General features: G+C 60.4%; 12 protein-coding genes. 2 read left to right on the plus strand and 10 right to left on the minus strand.

All coding sequences use genetic code 11. The annotated features are described in order from the left end of the window. The first annotated feature begins 101 nt into the window (after nt 1–101). A complete protein-coding gene (locus tag AC1D2Q_RS09940; RefSeq protein ID WP_477813076.1) occupies nt 102–1892 on the plus strand; it encodes a molecular chaperone in 1791 nt (596 codons plus the stop codon). A gap of 106 nt (nt 1893–1998) precedes the next feature. Here the strand turns inward: AC1D2Q_RS09940 and serB are convergent, their stop codons facing one another. Then, nucleotides 1999–3213 (minus strand): phosphoserine phosphatase SerB, encoded by a 1215-nt coding sequence (gene serB, locus AC1D2Q_RS09945; RefSeq protein ID WP_007939616.1) that lies wholly within the window; start codon nt 3211–3213, stop codon nt 1999–2001. Nucleotides 3214–3347: 134 nt separating this feature from the next. On the opposite strand from serB, the gene AC1D2Q_RS09950 reads away from it, so the two are divergent. Continuing rightward, entirely contained in the window at nt 3348–4877 is a 1530-nt protein-coding gene (locus AC1D2Q_RS09950) for an AhpA/YtjB family protein (protein ID WP_477813077.1), read from the plus strand. Nucleotides 4878–5162: 285 nt separating this feature from the next. Here the strand turns inward: AC1D2Q_RS09950 and AC1D2Q_RS09955 are convergent, their stop codons facing one another. The 9 genes from AC1D2Q_RS09955 to AC1D2Q_RS09995 all read right to left on the minus strand — a co-directional run bounded on the left by AC1D2Q_RS09955 (nt 5163) and on the right by AC1D2Q_RS09995 (nt 14541). Continuing rightward, nucleotides 5163–5876 (minus strand): PqiC family protein, encoded by a 714-nt coding sequence (locus AC1D2Q_RS09955; protein ID WP_019582189.1) that lies wholly within the window; start codon nt 5874–5876, stop codon nt 5163–5165. Nucleotides 5877–6052: 176 nt separating this feature from the next. Continuing rightward, on the minus strand, nt 6053–8317 hold the full coding sequence (parC, locus tag AC1D2Q_RS09960; protein WP_305479837.1) for a DNA topoisomerase IV subunit A: 2265 nt from the start codon (nt 8315–8317) through the stop codon (nt 6053–6055). Nucleotides 8318–8327: 10 nt separating this feature from the next. Beyond that, on the minus strand, nt 8328–8849 hold the full coding sequence (locus AC1D2Q_RS09965; RefSeq protein ID WP_477813078.1) for a retropepsin-like aspartic protease family protein: 522 nt from the start codon (nt 8847–8849) through the stop codon (nt 8328–8330). Further along, nucleotides 8846–9835, minus strand: a complete 990-nt coding sequence (locus AC1D2Q_RS09970) for an esterase-like activity of phytase family protein (protein ID WP_477813079.1) — start codon at nt 9833–9835, stop codon at nt 8846–8848. Before AC1D2Q_RS09970 ends, AC1D2Q_RS09965 begins: the two co-directional genes overlap by 4 nt. Further along, nucleotides 9835–11742: a DNA topoisomerase IV subunit B gene (gene parE / locus AC1D2Q_RS09975; RefSeq protein WP_007939624.1), complete on the minus strand. Its 1908-nt coding sequence runs from the start codon at nt 11740–11742 to the stop codon at nt 9835–9837. Before parE ends, AC1D2Q_RS09970 begins: the two co-directional genes overlap by 1 nt. A 41-nt stretch (nt 11743–11783) precedes the next feature. Then, entirely contained in the window at nt 11784–12392 is a 609-nt protein-coding gene (locus AC1D2Q_RS09980; RefSeq protein WP_477813080.1) for a YqiA/YcfP family alpha/beta fold hydrolase, read from the minus strand. Nucleotides 12393–12553: 161 nt separating this feature from the next. After that, the gene (gene cpdA, locus AC1D2Q_RS09985) at nt 12554–13369 is read right to left on the minus strand and encodes a 3',5'-cyclic-AMP phosphodiesterase (RefSeq protein ID WP_477813081.1); all 816 of its coding nucleotides are present in this window, start codon (nt 13367–13369) and stop codon (nt 12554–12556) included. A gap of 111 nt (nt 13370–13480) precedes the next feature. Continuing rightward, on the minus strand, nt 13481–13933 hold the full coding sequence (locus tag AC1D2Q_RS09990; RefSeq protein WP_007939629.1) for a DUF1249 domain-containing protein: 453 nt from the start codon (nt 13931–13933) through the stop codon (nt 13481–13483). Next, on the minus strand, nt 13924–14541 hold the full coding sequence (locus AC1D2Q_RS09995; RefSeq protein WP_477813082.1) for an NUDIX domain-containing protein: 618 nt from the start codon (nt 14539–14541) through the stop codon (nt 13924–13926). The genes AC1D2Q_RS09990 and AC1D2Q_RS09995 overlap by 10 nt, the downstream gene beginning before the upstream one ends. Nucleotides 14542–14567: the final 26 nt, after the last annotated feature.

Genomic DNA, 14567 nt, shown 5'->3' on the forward strand with positions numbered 1-14567 from the left:
GATCGGACATTTCCTCCCGCTGCGCCCCCTCCTCCAGCGCTCATAGCTGCTACAGTCAAAGTCATTCGTTGCCCATTTCCCGGTCGGAGTTTGTCCACGGCATGAATGAGACCAATCCTGCCCTGCTGCTACGCGCACCGATCCCGACACAGTCGCGCCTGTCTTTCTGCGAAGCCACGCCACGCGACCTCAAGCGCTGGATCGCCAACCTGCCCAAAGCCAACATCGGTGAAACCGCTCGCCAGTTGTATCAAGGCTTGAATGAACTCAACCAACTGCTCACACCCAGCGACAATCGCCTGCAATTGCTCGAATTGCTGCGGCCCGAGGTGTATTACGTTTGCAAACACCTGGAGCGGCATTTCCTGCATCAAGCCATTGTGCTCGACGAGCGCTCGCGCAAGGTTGCCAACCTTTGCCAGGCGCTGCAGAGCCACTTGGCGATTGGCTACAAGCAGATCGTCATCCGAATTACGCAGCACTTCAGCAAGGACCGGGTACCGCTACTGACCCAGGCGTTGCAACGGGCGATTCATTGCCTGAACGGCGCGTTGATCCGCGCCACTGAGCTCTATTGCCCGGTGCCCGAAGGCCTGTGGCTGGAACTGCATCAGCTGTACCGGATCGGCTGCGAACATCAGCTGCAACATCAGAGCGTGCGCGATGAACTGGCCAGCCAGACGCAAAGCCTGAGCATCGAGCACGCCTACGTCGTCGCCCTCCTGCTGGGTGCTTCACGCTGCAATCAACTGCGCCAGAACCAGATCGCCCGGCTCGCCGAGGTGCTGGAACCCTGGAGCCAAAGGATCAAGCTGCAACCAGACAAACCGGACAACGGGCTGTTTGCCGTCGCCCCAGACCTCGACAGCGGCCCGCGTTATCGCGTCAAGTTCCCTGCCGAACAACAGGAGTGCTTGTTGGGGATCGACCCGCAGCCCCTGGTCGCAGCCATCGAATCCCGTCTGCAACAAACAGCCGACAAGGCATCGCCGCTGCCGGTTCCGACGGGGCTGAATCTGGATACGCTGCAACACCTGCATGCCGCCTGGGGCCAGGCCTCCGAGCGCGGTTTCCAGCGCACCGTCGGCCACGGCACATTGACCCTGTGCGTGGGCATGAGCGCCCTGCACTTTTATCTCGGCGGCAAACGCCCGTTCAACGACATCCTGAAAAAACCCGGCGCCCGTCCCGCGCAGTTCTCGGCTACTAACCCGGGAGGACGCGCCAAGGACCAATGGAACCAAGCCTTCGACGCCGCCCCCCAAGGCACGGCAGACATACTGCTGCCCTACGAAGAGATCGAATATCCACACCTTCAGAACGATGACAGCCACGAGGCGTTCGACCGCCAACAGCATTTCCCTACCTACGCGCTACCGGTGATCAATCACAGCCCTGGCGGTTATTGCCTGGCTTGGCCCGGCGCAGTGCCTGCCGAGCTGCAGGCTGGCGAAATGGTTGGCATCGAGGATACTGCCGGCCAAGGCTGGAGCGTTGCCGTAGTGCGCTGGATCCGCCAGGTACGGGGCGGCGGCACGCAGATGGGTATCGAGCAAGTTGCGCCTTACGCCGAACCCTGCGGCCTGCAACTGATTCGCTCCAGCGACGAACACAGTCAGTACTTGCGCGGGCTGTTACTGCCCGCCATCAGCGCCATCGACCTGCCGGCTACCCTGCTCGCGCCACGCCTGCCGTTCCAGGAAGGTAATAAGGTGTTGATCAACACCAATGGCCAGGAACGCCCGGCCGAGTTGGAGCGACGGGTGACGAGCACCAACAGCTTCAATCAGTTTGCCTACTGTTCGCTGGAGGTAGCCAGAAACGAAAACGCCGCGGAAGGCGGCGTGGTCGGGGTAACGCAAGAGTTTGATTCGTTGTGGAAGTCGCTTTGATTGGGGGAGCCGAAAAGCAAAAGATCGCAGCCTTCGGCAGCTCCAGGTGTTCACATGCCAATGTAGGAGCTGCCGAAGGCTGCGATCTTTTAATCTTTTGATCTTTTTAGAGCTGCCCGTCGCGATCCCGGAAACCCAGCAGATACAGCACGCCATCCAGCCCAAGGGTGGAAATCGCCTGTTTCGCCGATTGCTTGACCAACGGTTTGGCGCGGAACGCTACGCCCAACCCGGCAATCGCCAGCATCGGCAAGTCGTTGGCACCGTCACCGACAGCAATCGTCTGCTCCAGACGCAAACCTTCTTTATGCGCCAGTTCACGCAGCAAATCCGCCTTGCGTTGCGCATCGACAATCGGCTCGACCGCCACGCCGGTGACCTTGCCGTCGACCACTTCCAGTTCGTTGGCGAACACATAGTCGATGCCCAGCTTGGCCTGCAGTTGCTTGGCGAAGTAGGTGAAGCCGCCCGACAGAATCGCGGTCTTGTAGCCCAGGCGCTTGAGTTCGGCGAACAGGGTTTCGGCGCCCTCGGTCAGGCGCAGGGAAGCACCGATGGAGTCCAGCACGCTGACGTCCAGCCCTTGCAGCAAGGCCAGGCGCTCCTTGAAGCTGGCGCGGAAGTCCAGCTCGCCGGCCATCGCCCGCTCAGTAATTGCGGACACCTGGTCGCCAACACCGGCGGCCTTGGCCAGTTCGTCGATGACCTCGGCCTCAATCAGCGTCGAGTCCATGTCGAACACCGCCAGACGACGGTTACGGCGGAACAGCGAATCTTCCTGGAAGGCGATGTCGACGTTCAGCTCTTGCGCGACGCTGAGGAATTCAGCCCGTAGCGCTTGCGGGTCAGCCGCTTCGCCACGCACGGAAAACTCGATGCAGCCCTTGCCCTTATCGGCTGGAGTATCCAGCGGCATGCGCCCGGACAGACGATCGATATGATCGATGTTCAGGCCATATTTGGCGGTGATCGAGCTCACACGCTGCAATTGCTCGGCGGTCACTTTGCGGGTCAACAGGGTGACGATGTGGCGTTTCTTGCCCTGGTTGCCGACCCACTGCTGGTAATCCTCTTCGGACACCGGCGTGAAACGCACTTGTTGCTCAAGTTCATAGCCTTTGAACAGGATGTCTTTGAGCACCGAGTTGCCTTGCTCGGTGTCGGGAATTTCAACCAGGATGCCGAACGACAGGGTGTCGTGGATCACCGCCTGACCGATGTCGAGAATGTTCACACCACCCTGGGCCAGAACGCCGGTTATGGCCGCAGTCAGACCCGGACGGTCGACTCCCGTGATGTTTATCAGGACGATTTCGCGCAAGGCGCACCCCCGCAGGTGGAAAAAAACCGCATTCTACCCATTTTCAGTGACCATCGGGCACCGCGAGCGCTTTGACGACCTAGGGCCTGTCGCTATACTGCGCGTCAACTTCACGGACAAAGAGCCGAGCTCAAGTGAACCGGCCCACGCCAGTAAAAACCGATAACTTCTTTCTGCTGATCTTCCGGGCACTGCGTCATCGCCGTGTACCGATCGCATTGCGCATTGCCAGCCATAACGTGATTCTGGTCGCTCTGGCCCTGGTGATCTATGCCTGTGTGATGGGTTTGCAGTTCAAGCAGGCCATGCACGAGCAGGCGGATGCCCTGGGCGAAAGCCTGACTACCCAGACGGCTACGTCGGCCACGGAGCTGTTGGTGTCCAACGACATCCTCAGCCTGAATGTGCTGCTCAACAACCTGACCAAGAACAAGCTGGTGGCCCACGCTGCCATCTACAGCGTGGATAACCGCATCCTCGCCGAAGCCGGTCAGCGTCCCAAGCACAGCCTGCTGGGCGAAGCCGAAGGCATGTACCAGAGCAAGATCACCTTCCAGGACGTGACCGCCGGGCAACTGCGCATCAGCCTGGACATGGATCAGTTCCAGCAGCCGATGACCATCAGCCTGCAAAGCATGGGCATTCTGAGCGCGATTCTGCTGGCGCTGTCCCTGGCCTTGAGCCTGCGCCTGGGCCGCAATATCTCCACGCCGCTGCTGCAATTGCGCGTGTGGCTGCGCAATATCGACGAATACACCCCGGCCACCGAGCGTCAGGATGAAGTCGGCGATCTCGCTCGTCAGCTGCACGCCAATTTCGCGCCGGAGCCGGCCGAACCGGAGCCTGTTCCGGAGCCCGAGTTCAACGACAGCGATGACGACGAAGAGACCGATCCGGCCTTCGAAGTTCGCAACCTGCGTGATCCGAGCTTCGATGAAACCCGACCGGTGGCAAGTCTCAAGCCTGCGCCGCGGCGCATTGTCAGCACGGTCGAGGACGACGAGGACGACGAAGACCCGTTTGCCGATCTGCGTGACGACTCGACAGACAGTGCGCCGAAACCCGTCGCAAAGCCGCAGGTATCGAACGTACCTCAACACAGCGCGGTACTGGCGGTACAACTGGGCGCACAGGATCAACTGCGTCGCCTGCCCCGCGCGCGACTGGAAGAGCTGCTCAAACGCTACCGCGATTGCCTCGATCAGGCGGCGTCGCTCTACCAGAGCGAACTGCACACCCTGAACGATGGCAGCACGCTGATGCTGTTCCACACCGAAGACAGCGGCGATGACTACCTGACCAACGCCATCTGCTGCGGTGAGTTGCTGCGCGCCCTGGGCCATCAATTGCAGATCGAAGTCGCCGACAGCGGCATCACCCTGCAATTGCAGTTGGGCCTGACACTGGGCGACGAACTGTTCGGCTTGAGCCAGATCGACCTGCTGCTGACCGAAACCGCTCAGGATGCGCTGGCCCTGTCGCAACACAGCCGCAACCTGCTGCTGGTGGAGCGCAAGATCAGCGACGACGCGCTGATTCGCCAGCGTGCGCGGATCCGCCCGATTGCAAGCCCTGAGGGTGCGTGCTGCGTAGAACGCCTGATGGAGCCTTATCCGTCGATGCTGGAGCGGCAACTGGCGCGGATGCACGAACGCCGGGCATAACCCGTAACCTTGTGCCCGCTATAGAGAAGCCCGCAGATGAATAATCGTCTGCGGGCTTTTTGTTGTCCCCTAACTCTTGTAGCAGCTGCCGAGCCTGCGAGGCTGCGTCCGGCTGCGCAACAGTCGTAAAATCAGGCGATGGGCACGATCAGGCAAAACGCGCCAACAAGGTCTGCGAGGACTCTTCCTCGAACGCAGCCTTGCAGGCTCCGCAGCTGCTACGACCAACCCGCAAAAACAACAAAGCCCGCACAAGGCGGGCTTTGTTCTGGACTCAATCCAGGCTCAGAACCTGAACACTTCCATATCCGTACGAATCGGCGAGGCCATCGGGATCTTTGGCTGTTTCTCCGGCTCTGCTGCCGGTGCTGCGGGTTTGGCAGCCGGTTTGCGCGGTGCCTCAGCGATCGGTGGCTGATTGGCCAGTGGCTTGAGCGCTGTGGACAATTGCTCGGCCAGACGCTGCAGCAACACACCCTGGGCCTGAACCTGAGACGCCGTGCCGCCGGAGTGCTGCTCCTGCAGATGAATGATACGGTTATCACGCACCTGACCACGACGATCGATCAGGCGCCATTGCGCGTCCAGGATCGCCGGTTGCGACACACCCGAGTCCAGACGGGTGATGGTCAGCAGAACCTGAACATCCGGCGTGAAGCCCACTGTCGCAGGAGCCAGGACAACGCGCTGGCTGTCCAGATGACCAGCGACCTGACGCAGCAACAGCTGATCGATGTCCGACGAGAGGCTGCCGGCCCAACGACCGTCGGCCGATGCTTGAAGGCTGCCATCCGGCTGACGCTGCAACAAGGTTTCGCGTTGCAGGTAATCAGCAACCGTTACCGGGCCCAACAATACCGCCATGCCCGCGCTTTGCGCAGGCTGAGCCGGACTTCCGCTGTCCAGCTGATACAGCGACACCGGCTGGTGTACGCTGCAACCCGCCAGGCCAAGAACGCCAGCGAGCATCAAAATAAAAGGAAGGCGCAGAGCAGTCATCGTCCCATCCAGGTGGTTGCCACAAGGCTCACCACAGTGAAAATACTCAAAAAATATGAAGAACACTCGGCTACGCCGGCGCTTGAAAGGCCATATCATCCGTGAATATGCGTTCCGACTCCAGCGCCAAAGCGTCGATCTACGCGTTAAATCGTAGATCGAGCGCTCTAGGACGCCTAATTGAGGTTTTCGACGAACAGCGCATCCACTCTCTGAAAACCGCGTGGCAGCTTATTACCGCGACGCCCACGCTCACCTTTGTAGTGTTCGAGGTCGTCCGCCTTCAGCGACAAGGTACGTTTGCCGGCCTGCAGCACCAAAGTGGCGCCCTCCGGCAACACAGCGATGTCCGTGACATATTCTTCGCGACTGGCAACACGCTCACCGGGAATCCCGATGATCTTATTGCCTTTACCTTTACCTAATTGTGGCAGATCGCTGATTTTGAAGATCAGCAGGCGACCCTCGGTGGTCACCGAGGCCAGCCAGTTGTGTTCACGGTCGGCCACCGGACGCGGCAGGATGACCTTGGCGTTGTTCGGCAGGCTCAACAGGGCCTTGCCCGCCTTGTTCTTGGCTTGCAGGTCTTCGCCCTTGACCACGAAACCGTAACCGGCGTCGGATGCGATCACGTACAGCGCATCGTCTTCAGGCATCAGCACGCATTCGAAGCTCGCCCCTGGTGGCGGCGTCAGACGGCCGGTCAGCGGTTCACCCTGGCCACGGGCCGACGGCAGTGTGTGGGTTGCAACCGAATAACTGCGGCCAGTGGAATCGATAAACACCGCAAACTGGTTGGAACGCCCGGCCGCCGAGGTCTTGAAGCCATCCCCGGCCTTGTAGGACAGTCCGGTAGCATCGATGTCGTGACCTTTGGCGGAGCGAACCCAGCCTTTTTCCGACAACACGACCGTCACTTTCTCGTTTGGCAGCAGATCGTGCTCGGTCATCGCCTTGGCTTCGGCGCGCTCGACGATTGGCGAACGACGGTCGTCGCCATAGGTTTCGGCGTCTTTGATCAGCTCGCTGCGTACCAGTTTCTTCAGCTTGGCTTCGCTGCCCAGCAGGGCTTGCAGCTTGGCCTGCTCCTTGAGCAGTTCGTCCTGCTCGGCACGCAGCTTCATTTCTTCCAGTCGCGCCAACTGACGCAAACGGGTGTCGAGAATGTAATCGGCCTGGATCTCGCTCAGGGCGAAACGCTCGATCAGACTGGCCTTCGGGTGCTCCTCGGTACGGATGATGTGGATCACTTCATCCAGGTTGAGGTAGGCAATCAGCAAGCCGTCCAACAGGTGCAGGCGACGCTCGACCTTGTCGAGGCGGAATTGCAGGCGTCGACGCACGGTCCGCACGCGGAATTCCAGCCATTCCACCAGCAATGCGCGCAGGTTCTTGAGCTGCGGCTTGCCGTCGAGACCAATGATGTTGATGTTGACCCGGTAGCTGGATTCCAGCTCGGTGGTCGCGAACAGGTGTTGCATCAGCGCTTCGTGATCGACCCGGCTGTTGACCGGGATAATCACGATGCGGCATGGGTTCTCGTGGTCCGACTCGTCGCGCAAGTCCGCAATCTGCGGCGCTTTCGACGGTTTGGCCTGCATCATCGCGGCAATCTGCTCGAGCACTTTGGCGCCAGAGACCTGGTGCGGCAGCGCCGTCACGATGATATCGCCGTCCTCGACGTGGTACACCGCGCGCATGCGCACCGAACCGCGACCGGTTTCGTAGATTTTCAGCAGGTCGGCGCGCGGCGTGATGATTTCCGCTTCGGTCGGATAATCCGGGCCCTGAATGTGTTCGCAGAGCTGCTCGACCGTGGCTTTCGGTTCATCCAGCAAGCGCACGCAAGCGGTCGCGACTTCGCGCAGGTTATGCGGCGGGACGTCGGTGGCCATGCCCACGGCGATACCGGTGGTGCCGTTGAGCAGGATGTTCGGCAAACGGGCCGGCAACACCAGAGGTTCTTCCAGGGTGCCGTCGAAGTTCGGGCCCCAATCCGCCGTGCCCTGGCCCAGTTCGCTGAGCAGCACTTCGGAATAACGCGACAGCCGCGCTTCGGTGTAACGCATGGCCGCGAAGGACTTGGGATCATCCGGCGCACCCCAGTTACCCTGGCCGTCGACCAGCGTGTAGCGGTAGCTGAACGGCTGGGCCATCAGGACCATGGCTTCGTAGCACGCCGAGTCGCCGTGTGGGTGGAATTTACCGAGCACGTCACCGACGGTACGCGCCGACTTCTTGTGCTTGGAATCGGCGTCCAGCCCCAACTCGCTCATCGCATAGACGATGCGTCGCTGTACCGGTTTCAGGCCGTCGCCGATATGCGGCAAGGCACGGTCCATGATCACGTACATGGAGTAGTTGAGGTAGGCATTTTCGGTGAAGTCAGCCAGTGACCGGCGCTCTACACCGTCCAGGCTGAGATCAAGGGAGTCGCTCATGCGGGCCTCATTATTTCGTGGTCTGGCGCAGCAGCATGGTGCCACCGCGCTGGGTAAATTCAAGTTTGTTCAGTGCGCTCATGCCGAGCAGCACTTGATTGCCGTGCAAACCGGGCGCCACCAGCGCGCGTACGTCACGCAGCACGATGGCGCCCAATTGCAGCCGGTCGAGGCGGGTTCGATAGCCCTCACTCAAGCCATTGGCCGTGCTCAGGGTCACCCCGAAGCCTTTTTCCAGTTTCAATCGTTCAGCCATTTCGGCCGGGATCGACACATCGGTTGCGCCGGTATCGAGCATGAACTCCACGGGCTGGCCGTTGATCTGGCCGGTGGCGACAAAATGCCCCTGGCTGTTGCCGATCAGCTTCACCTCGATAAAACCCTGGCCCCGCTCAGAGCTGACGACGGTGTTGGGATTCTGTTGACGCTCCTCCCATTGACCGAAGAACCGCGTCGCCAGAAACAGCGCGGCGCCCCAGGCCAGCACCATCAACACCCGACCGGCGCGTTTGCCCGGCGGCTGTTGACTCATGGCTTGGCACTCCAGCCACCTTCCGGCGCGGCAAAGCGCCACACAATCGGCCGTGCTTCACCGTCGGCGCGCGCACCGTTGTTGTTGTCGATACCGATCCAGGCACCGTCGACGTCCACGATCAGCGCTTCCGCCAGCCCAAAGGGCTGTGAATAACGACGGTTTTCCTGCAAGGCCTCGGCGGCAAATGACCAGCAACGCTCGACCTTGGTCGTCACCGCATCACGGCGACAGATCTGAAAGGCGTTGCGCTCAAGGGTAAACAGCTTGCCGTCGAACAATGACAGATCGGCAAAATCCCGAGGGCGCGCTCTGGCGTGGGGAAATTGCTTCGGCTGCATTTCCATTCCGCCTTCACTCAGCAGCACACAGCTACCGTCGCAGTCCCACACTGTTTGCTGGCGCTTGATCAGCAGCAAACCGCGGCGCTCACGTTCGGCGGCCAGCCACAGCGTGTCACCGGCCGGATTGATCGCCAGGCCTTCAAATAACGCATTGAAGTGCAACAACATGCCGCTGGCCCGCGCTTCGCGAACCAGCATCGGCGAGATTTTCAGCCAGGACGCAGGCCCGGTTGGCGGTACTTGCAACACTGCGGCGTGGCCTTCGCTGACGATGTAACGATTGCCCGCGCTATCACAGGTGATGCCTTCGAAATCCAGATCCCCGCCCCGCACGAACGATGCGGCCCAGGTCCGCGAACGCAAGCCCCAGGGCAAACCGCTGTCGGGCACCAGGGGTACGTCAATGTGCACGGTTTCGGCTTGCCAGGTGGGGTTGCGGGTGTCGAGGCGATAGATTTGATCATCGTCGCGATCCGAAACGGTCCACAGCTCCTTGCCACACTGGGCCAGCCCCGACAGATTGCCGCCGCGCATGCCGTCGACGGCATGTTCGGACAACAGCCGCAGCTCTGGCGCGGGTTGCGCGCAAATCGTCACCGAAGTCAGCAGCAACGCACACGCCAGGGCCCAGCCAAAGCGCATCAGCCCAGAACCTCGGCCAGGTTGCCTTTGGATTCCAGCCAGGTCTTGCGATCGCCCGCGCGTTTTTTCGCCAGCAGCATGTCCATCATTTCCGAGGTTTCGGCGAAATCTTCACCCAGCGTCAGTTGCACCAGACGCCGCGTGTTCGGGTCCATGGTGGTTTCGCGCAACTGCGGCGGGTTCATTTCACCCAGGCCTTTGAATCGGGTGACCTGCGGCTTGCCGCGCTTCTTCTCGGCCACCAGGCGATCGAGGATGCCGTCGCGCTCGGCCTCGTCGAGGGCGTAGTAGATCTCTTTGCCCAAGTCGATACGGTACAGCGGCGGCATGGCGACGTAGACGTGACCGGCGTCCACCAGTGGACGGAAATGCTGGACGAACAAGGCGCAGAGCAAGGTGGCGATGTGCAGACCGTCGGAGTCGGCGTCGGCGAGGATGCAGATCTTGCCGTAACGCAACTGGCTCATGTCCGCCGCGCCCGGGTCGACACCAATCGCCACGGCGATGTTGTGCACTTCCTGGCTGGCCAGCACTTCGCTGCCATCGACTTCCCAGGTGTTCAGGATCTTGCCGCGCAATGGCAGGATCGCCTGAAATTCTTTGTCTCGCGCTTGCTTGGCCGAACCGCCGGCGGAATCACCTTCCACCAGGAACAGCTCGGAACGCATCGGGTCCTGCCCGGCGCAGTCGGCGAGCTTGCCCGGCAATGCCGGCCCTTGGGTAATGCGTTTGCGCTCGACCTTCTTGCTGGCCTTCAGACGACGACCGGCGTTGTTGATCGCCAGTTCGGCCAGCAACATGCCGGTCTCCGGGTTGGCGTTGAGCCACAGGCTGAAAGCATCCTTGACCACACCGGAAACGAAGGCGGCCGCTTCACGGGATGACAGGCGCTCTTTGGTCTGGCCGGAGAATTGCGGTTCCTGCATCTTCATCGATAGCACGAACGCGATGCGCTCCCAGACGTCTTCCGGCGCCAGCTTCACACCTCGCGGCAACAGGCTGCGGAACTCGCAGAACTCGCGCATGGCATCGAGCAAGCCCTGACGCAGACCGTTGACGTGAGTACCGCCCTGGGCTGTCGGGATCAGGTTGACGTAGCTTTCCTGAACGCTGTCGCCACCCTCGGGCAACCACAGCAATGCCCAATCGACCGCTTCCTTGTTACCGGCCAGGCTGCCGCAGAACGGCTCGTCGGGCAGGCGTTCGAATTCGCTGACCGCATCTACCAGGTAGGAGCGCAAGCCGTCTTCGTAATGCCATTCGACTTTCTCGCCGGTGGCCTTGTCTTCAAAACTGACCAGCAGCCCCGGACACAGAACGGCCTTGGCCTTGAGCACGTGCTTGAGGCGGCTGATGGAGAATTTCGGCGAATCGAAATACTTCGGGTCTGGTGCGAAAAACACGCTGGTGCCGGTATTGCGCTTGCCGACCGTACCGACCACTTCCAGTTCGGTTTTTTTGTAACCGTCGGCGAAAGTCATCTGGTATTCGTTGCCGTCACGTTTTACACGCACCCGGACTTCGGTCGACAAGGCGTTGACCACGGAAATACCCACCCCGTGCAGACCGCCGGAGAACTGGTAGTTCTTGTTGGAAAACTTGCCACCCGCATGGAGTTTGGTGAGGATCAGCTCGACGCCCGACACACCCTCTTCCGGGTGAATGTCCACCGGCATGCCACGGCCATCATCACTGACTTCCAGGGAGTGATCGGCGTGCAGGATGACCTGCACCGACGTCGCGTGCCCGGCCAAGGCTTCGTCGACGCTGTTGTCGATGACTTCCTGGGCGAGGTGGTTCGGCCGACTGGTGTCGGTGTACATGCCGGGGCGTTTGCGCACCGGGTCGAGGCCCGAGAGGACTTCGATGGCGTCTGCGTTATAAGAGCTAGCGCTGGGAGTGGCCATGGGGTCTCGTCGTCAGTGTCAGTAAAAAAAGAGGCGAACAATCACAATGCAGTGAAATCGATCGCCTGATACAAATCTGCGCCGATGCCGGCAAAACTCAATATGGCCGGCAGTTGCGCGGCAAAACCCTGGAAACTATGGTCGCCGCCGGCCTGAATGCGCAAGGCACAGGCCCGGTAATATTGCTGGGCGAGGCGATAGTCCAGTGTTTCATCGCCAGTTTGCAACCATACCTGAAACCGCTGCGGATCCTGGGGCGCCGGCACTTCCAGCTCGGCCAGGGCCGTCACGTGGTCGTGGGTCATTTCCCAGGTCTCATCGGTATACAGGTTTTTCTGCGTCCCCAGAAATCCGTCGAACATCCGGTGCGGGCTGACGGCAGGGTTGATCAACAGGGCTTTCAAGCCATGGTGCTCGGCCAGGTGAGTCGCATAGTAGCCGCCGAGTGAGCTGCCGACCAGCAGTGGCCGCCCCAGCTCCACAATCGCCTGTTCCAGCTGAGCGATGGCCTCACGGGGATGGTGATGCAGGGCCGGTACACGCAACTGATCGCTCAAGCCCAGCCGTTCCATCACATTCATCAACTGACAGGCCTTTTTCGACGCTGGCGCGCTGTTGAAACCGTGGATATAAAGGATCGAACCAGACATTTGAGCTCCCTGTGCGTCAGGTAAAGAAGGCGGAGTTTACTGTAGGAGCTGGCGAGTGCAACGAGGCCGCGATCTTGCTTTTTAAAAACAAAGTCAAAAGATCGCAGCCTCGTTGCACTCGACAACTCCTACGGGGGCCTTGGCGCCTACAGGGAAAAGTGTCAGTAGCCGTTGGAGCCGTAATCGATCTGGAAATCGAACCCGCTCACGCGCTCAACGCCAGTTTCAAGCTGACCATCGGGCAACAGCCGCAGCCACCGATACCCCGGCGCCTGCTCACTCACCTTGAAATCGTCGCTGCCCGGCTCGAACTGGATGCAGGTCGAGGGCGATGCGATCAGGCGAACACCGTTGCGCACTTGATCAATCTCCTGATGAACATGCCCCCAAAGCACCGCACGCACCTGCGGAAATCTGTCCAGCACCGCAAATAACGCTTCTGGATTGCGCAATCCTATCGGCTCCATCCACGCGCACCCGATCGACACCGGATGATGATGGAAACACACCAGATGATGCCGCTGCGGCGCCTCGCTCAACGAGCGCACGAGCAATTGCAACTGCTCATCCTGCAAATACCCCGGCACTGAACCCGGCACCGCCGAATCGAGCAACGTCACCCGCCAGTTGCCGATATCCACCACCGGCTCCAGCAATGCACTGTGCACCGCCGCCTCGGCCATGATCCGCGGCTCGTCGTGATTACCTGGAATCCAGCGCGCCGGGGCATCGATCTGCCGGGTCAGGTCGCGAAACAGCTGGTACGACTCCAGCGTCCCGTCCTGGGACAGATCGCCAGTGGCAATCATCAGATCGATCTGCGGTTGCTGCTTCAATACCAGCTCGATCACCTGTTGCAGGCTGTCACGGGTATTCATGCCCAGCAACGTCGCGTCCGCCTCGGCAAACAGATGACTGTCGGAGAGTTGCACCAGTAACGCCGGATCGGCGGTGGTCAATGTGGATACGCTCGGCAAGGCGTTCTCCCAGGGCGTGATCACGGGATTGGAAAGTGCCGCAATTATGCTGGGGGACGATCAAAAGAGGAAACCTGTGAACCGGAAGCAGTTCACAACTACACAGCACTCTTAGCGCACAACGGCGTACTCGTGTCCGCAAGCCAGGCAATGACTCAGCCATTCCCCCAGGAACAGATTGAGTTGAGCCTTTTCGTCCGGCTGATGCATCGCGGCGTTCGGGTAAGGATAGATGCCGCGAAAGCGTCGTGCATGTTCGGCGCTGATAACTTCAGCCATGCGTGCGTCGTGATACACCTGCACTTCCAGTTGCGGCACCGGCAACCAGGGCAGGCTGTGTTCCTGACGCACTTGCAGGGTGGTGGTGTATGGACAGGCTTGCAGCACTTCCAGGGCCAGCACGCCAAGCATCTGGTCACCCTGGGTCACGGCAATGCGCCGGGCCGCCGGATCGTTGCGCATGTCCGGCAACAGTCGCATCAGGCGCGCGTAGTTGGCCTCGCAAGAGGCTTGCAGCCCCACGAGGTCGACCCGATAGCGATCGCGCAGCTTGTTTACGACCATAACCCCCTCACTTCCACGCGGTTCAAAGCCAGCCACTGCAAGGCAATGATGCTCGCCGCGTTGGCAATACGTCCGTCGCGCACGGCTTGCAGGGCATCTTCGAAAGCCCAGACCGTGACGCGAATATCTTCTGCCTCTTCCTCCAGCCCATGCAGGCCGCCAACCCCGGCACTGTCACAACGCCCCAGGTACAAATGCACAAACTCGTTACTGCCGCCCGGCGATGGAAAATATTTGGTCATCGGCCAGAGCGCCCCGAATACAAGTCCAGCTTCCTCCTGCGCTTCGCGGTGAGCAACTTCTTCCGGTATTTCATCCTTGTCGATCAGACCGGCGACCAGTTCGATCAGCCACGGATTGTCGGTCTTGCCCATGGCGCCGACGCGAAATTGCTCGATCAGCACCACTTCGTCGCGCTGTGGATCATAAGGCAGCACACACACCGCATCGTGGCGCAAGAACACTTCACGATTGATCTCGCGACTCATGCCACCGTCGAACAATTCGTGGCGCAAGTGCACGCGGTCGAGCTTGTAGAAGCCCTCGTAGCACTTTTCGCGCCGAACGATATCAACGGCGGTCGGAATGGTGTTGGCAAAATCAGTCATGACAATCCTCGTTTACTGCAAATCCG

The organism is Pseudomonas sp. P1_A1, from assembly GCF_056406935.1.

Bases quoted from the DNA above. Each gene is read 5' to 3' on its own strand.
- AC1D2Q_RS09940 (WP_477813076.1), top strand. From the start codon at position 102: ATGAATGAGACCAATCCTGCCCTGCTGCTACGCGCACCGATCCCGACA.
- AC1D2Q_RS09955 (WP_019582189.1), bottom strand. From the start codon at position 5,876: ATGACTGCTCTGCGCCTTCCTTTTATTTTGATGCTCGCTGGCGTTCTT.
- parC (WP_305479837.1), bottom strand. From the start codon at position 8,317: ATGAGCGACTCCCTTGATCTCAGCCTGGACGGTGTAGAGCGCCGGTCA.
- AC1D2Q_RS09965 (WP_477813078.1), bottom strand. From the start codon at position 8,849: ATGAGTCAACAGCCGCCGGGCAAACGCGCCGGTCGGGTGTTGATGGTG.
- AC1D2Q_RS09970 (WP_477813079.1), bottom strand. From the start codon at position 9,835: ATGCGCTTTGGCTGGGCCCTGGCGTGTGCGTTGCTGCTGACTTCGGTG.
- parE (WP_007939624.1), bottom strand. From the start codon at position 11,742: ATGGCCACTCCCAGCGCTAGCTCTTATAACGCAGACGCCATCGAAGTC.
- AC1D2Q_RS09980 (WP_477813080.1), bottom strand. From the start codon at position 12,392: ATGTCTGGTTCGATCCTTTATATCCACGGTTTCAACAGCGCGCCAGCG.
- AC1D2Q_RS09990 (WP_007939629.1), bottom strand. From the start codon at position 13,933: ATGGTCGTAAACAAGCTGCGCGATCGCTATCGGGTCGACCTCGTGGGG.
- AC1D2Q_RS09995 (WP_477813082.1), bottom strand. From the start codon at position 14,541: ATGACTGATTTTGCCAACACCATTCCGACCGCCGTTGATATCGTTCGG.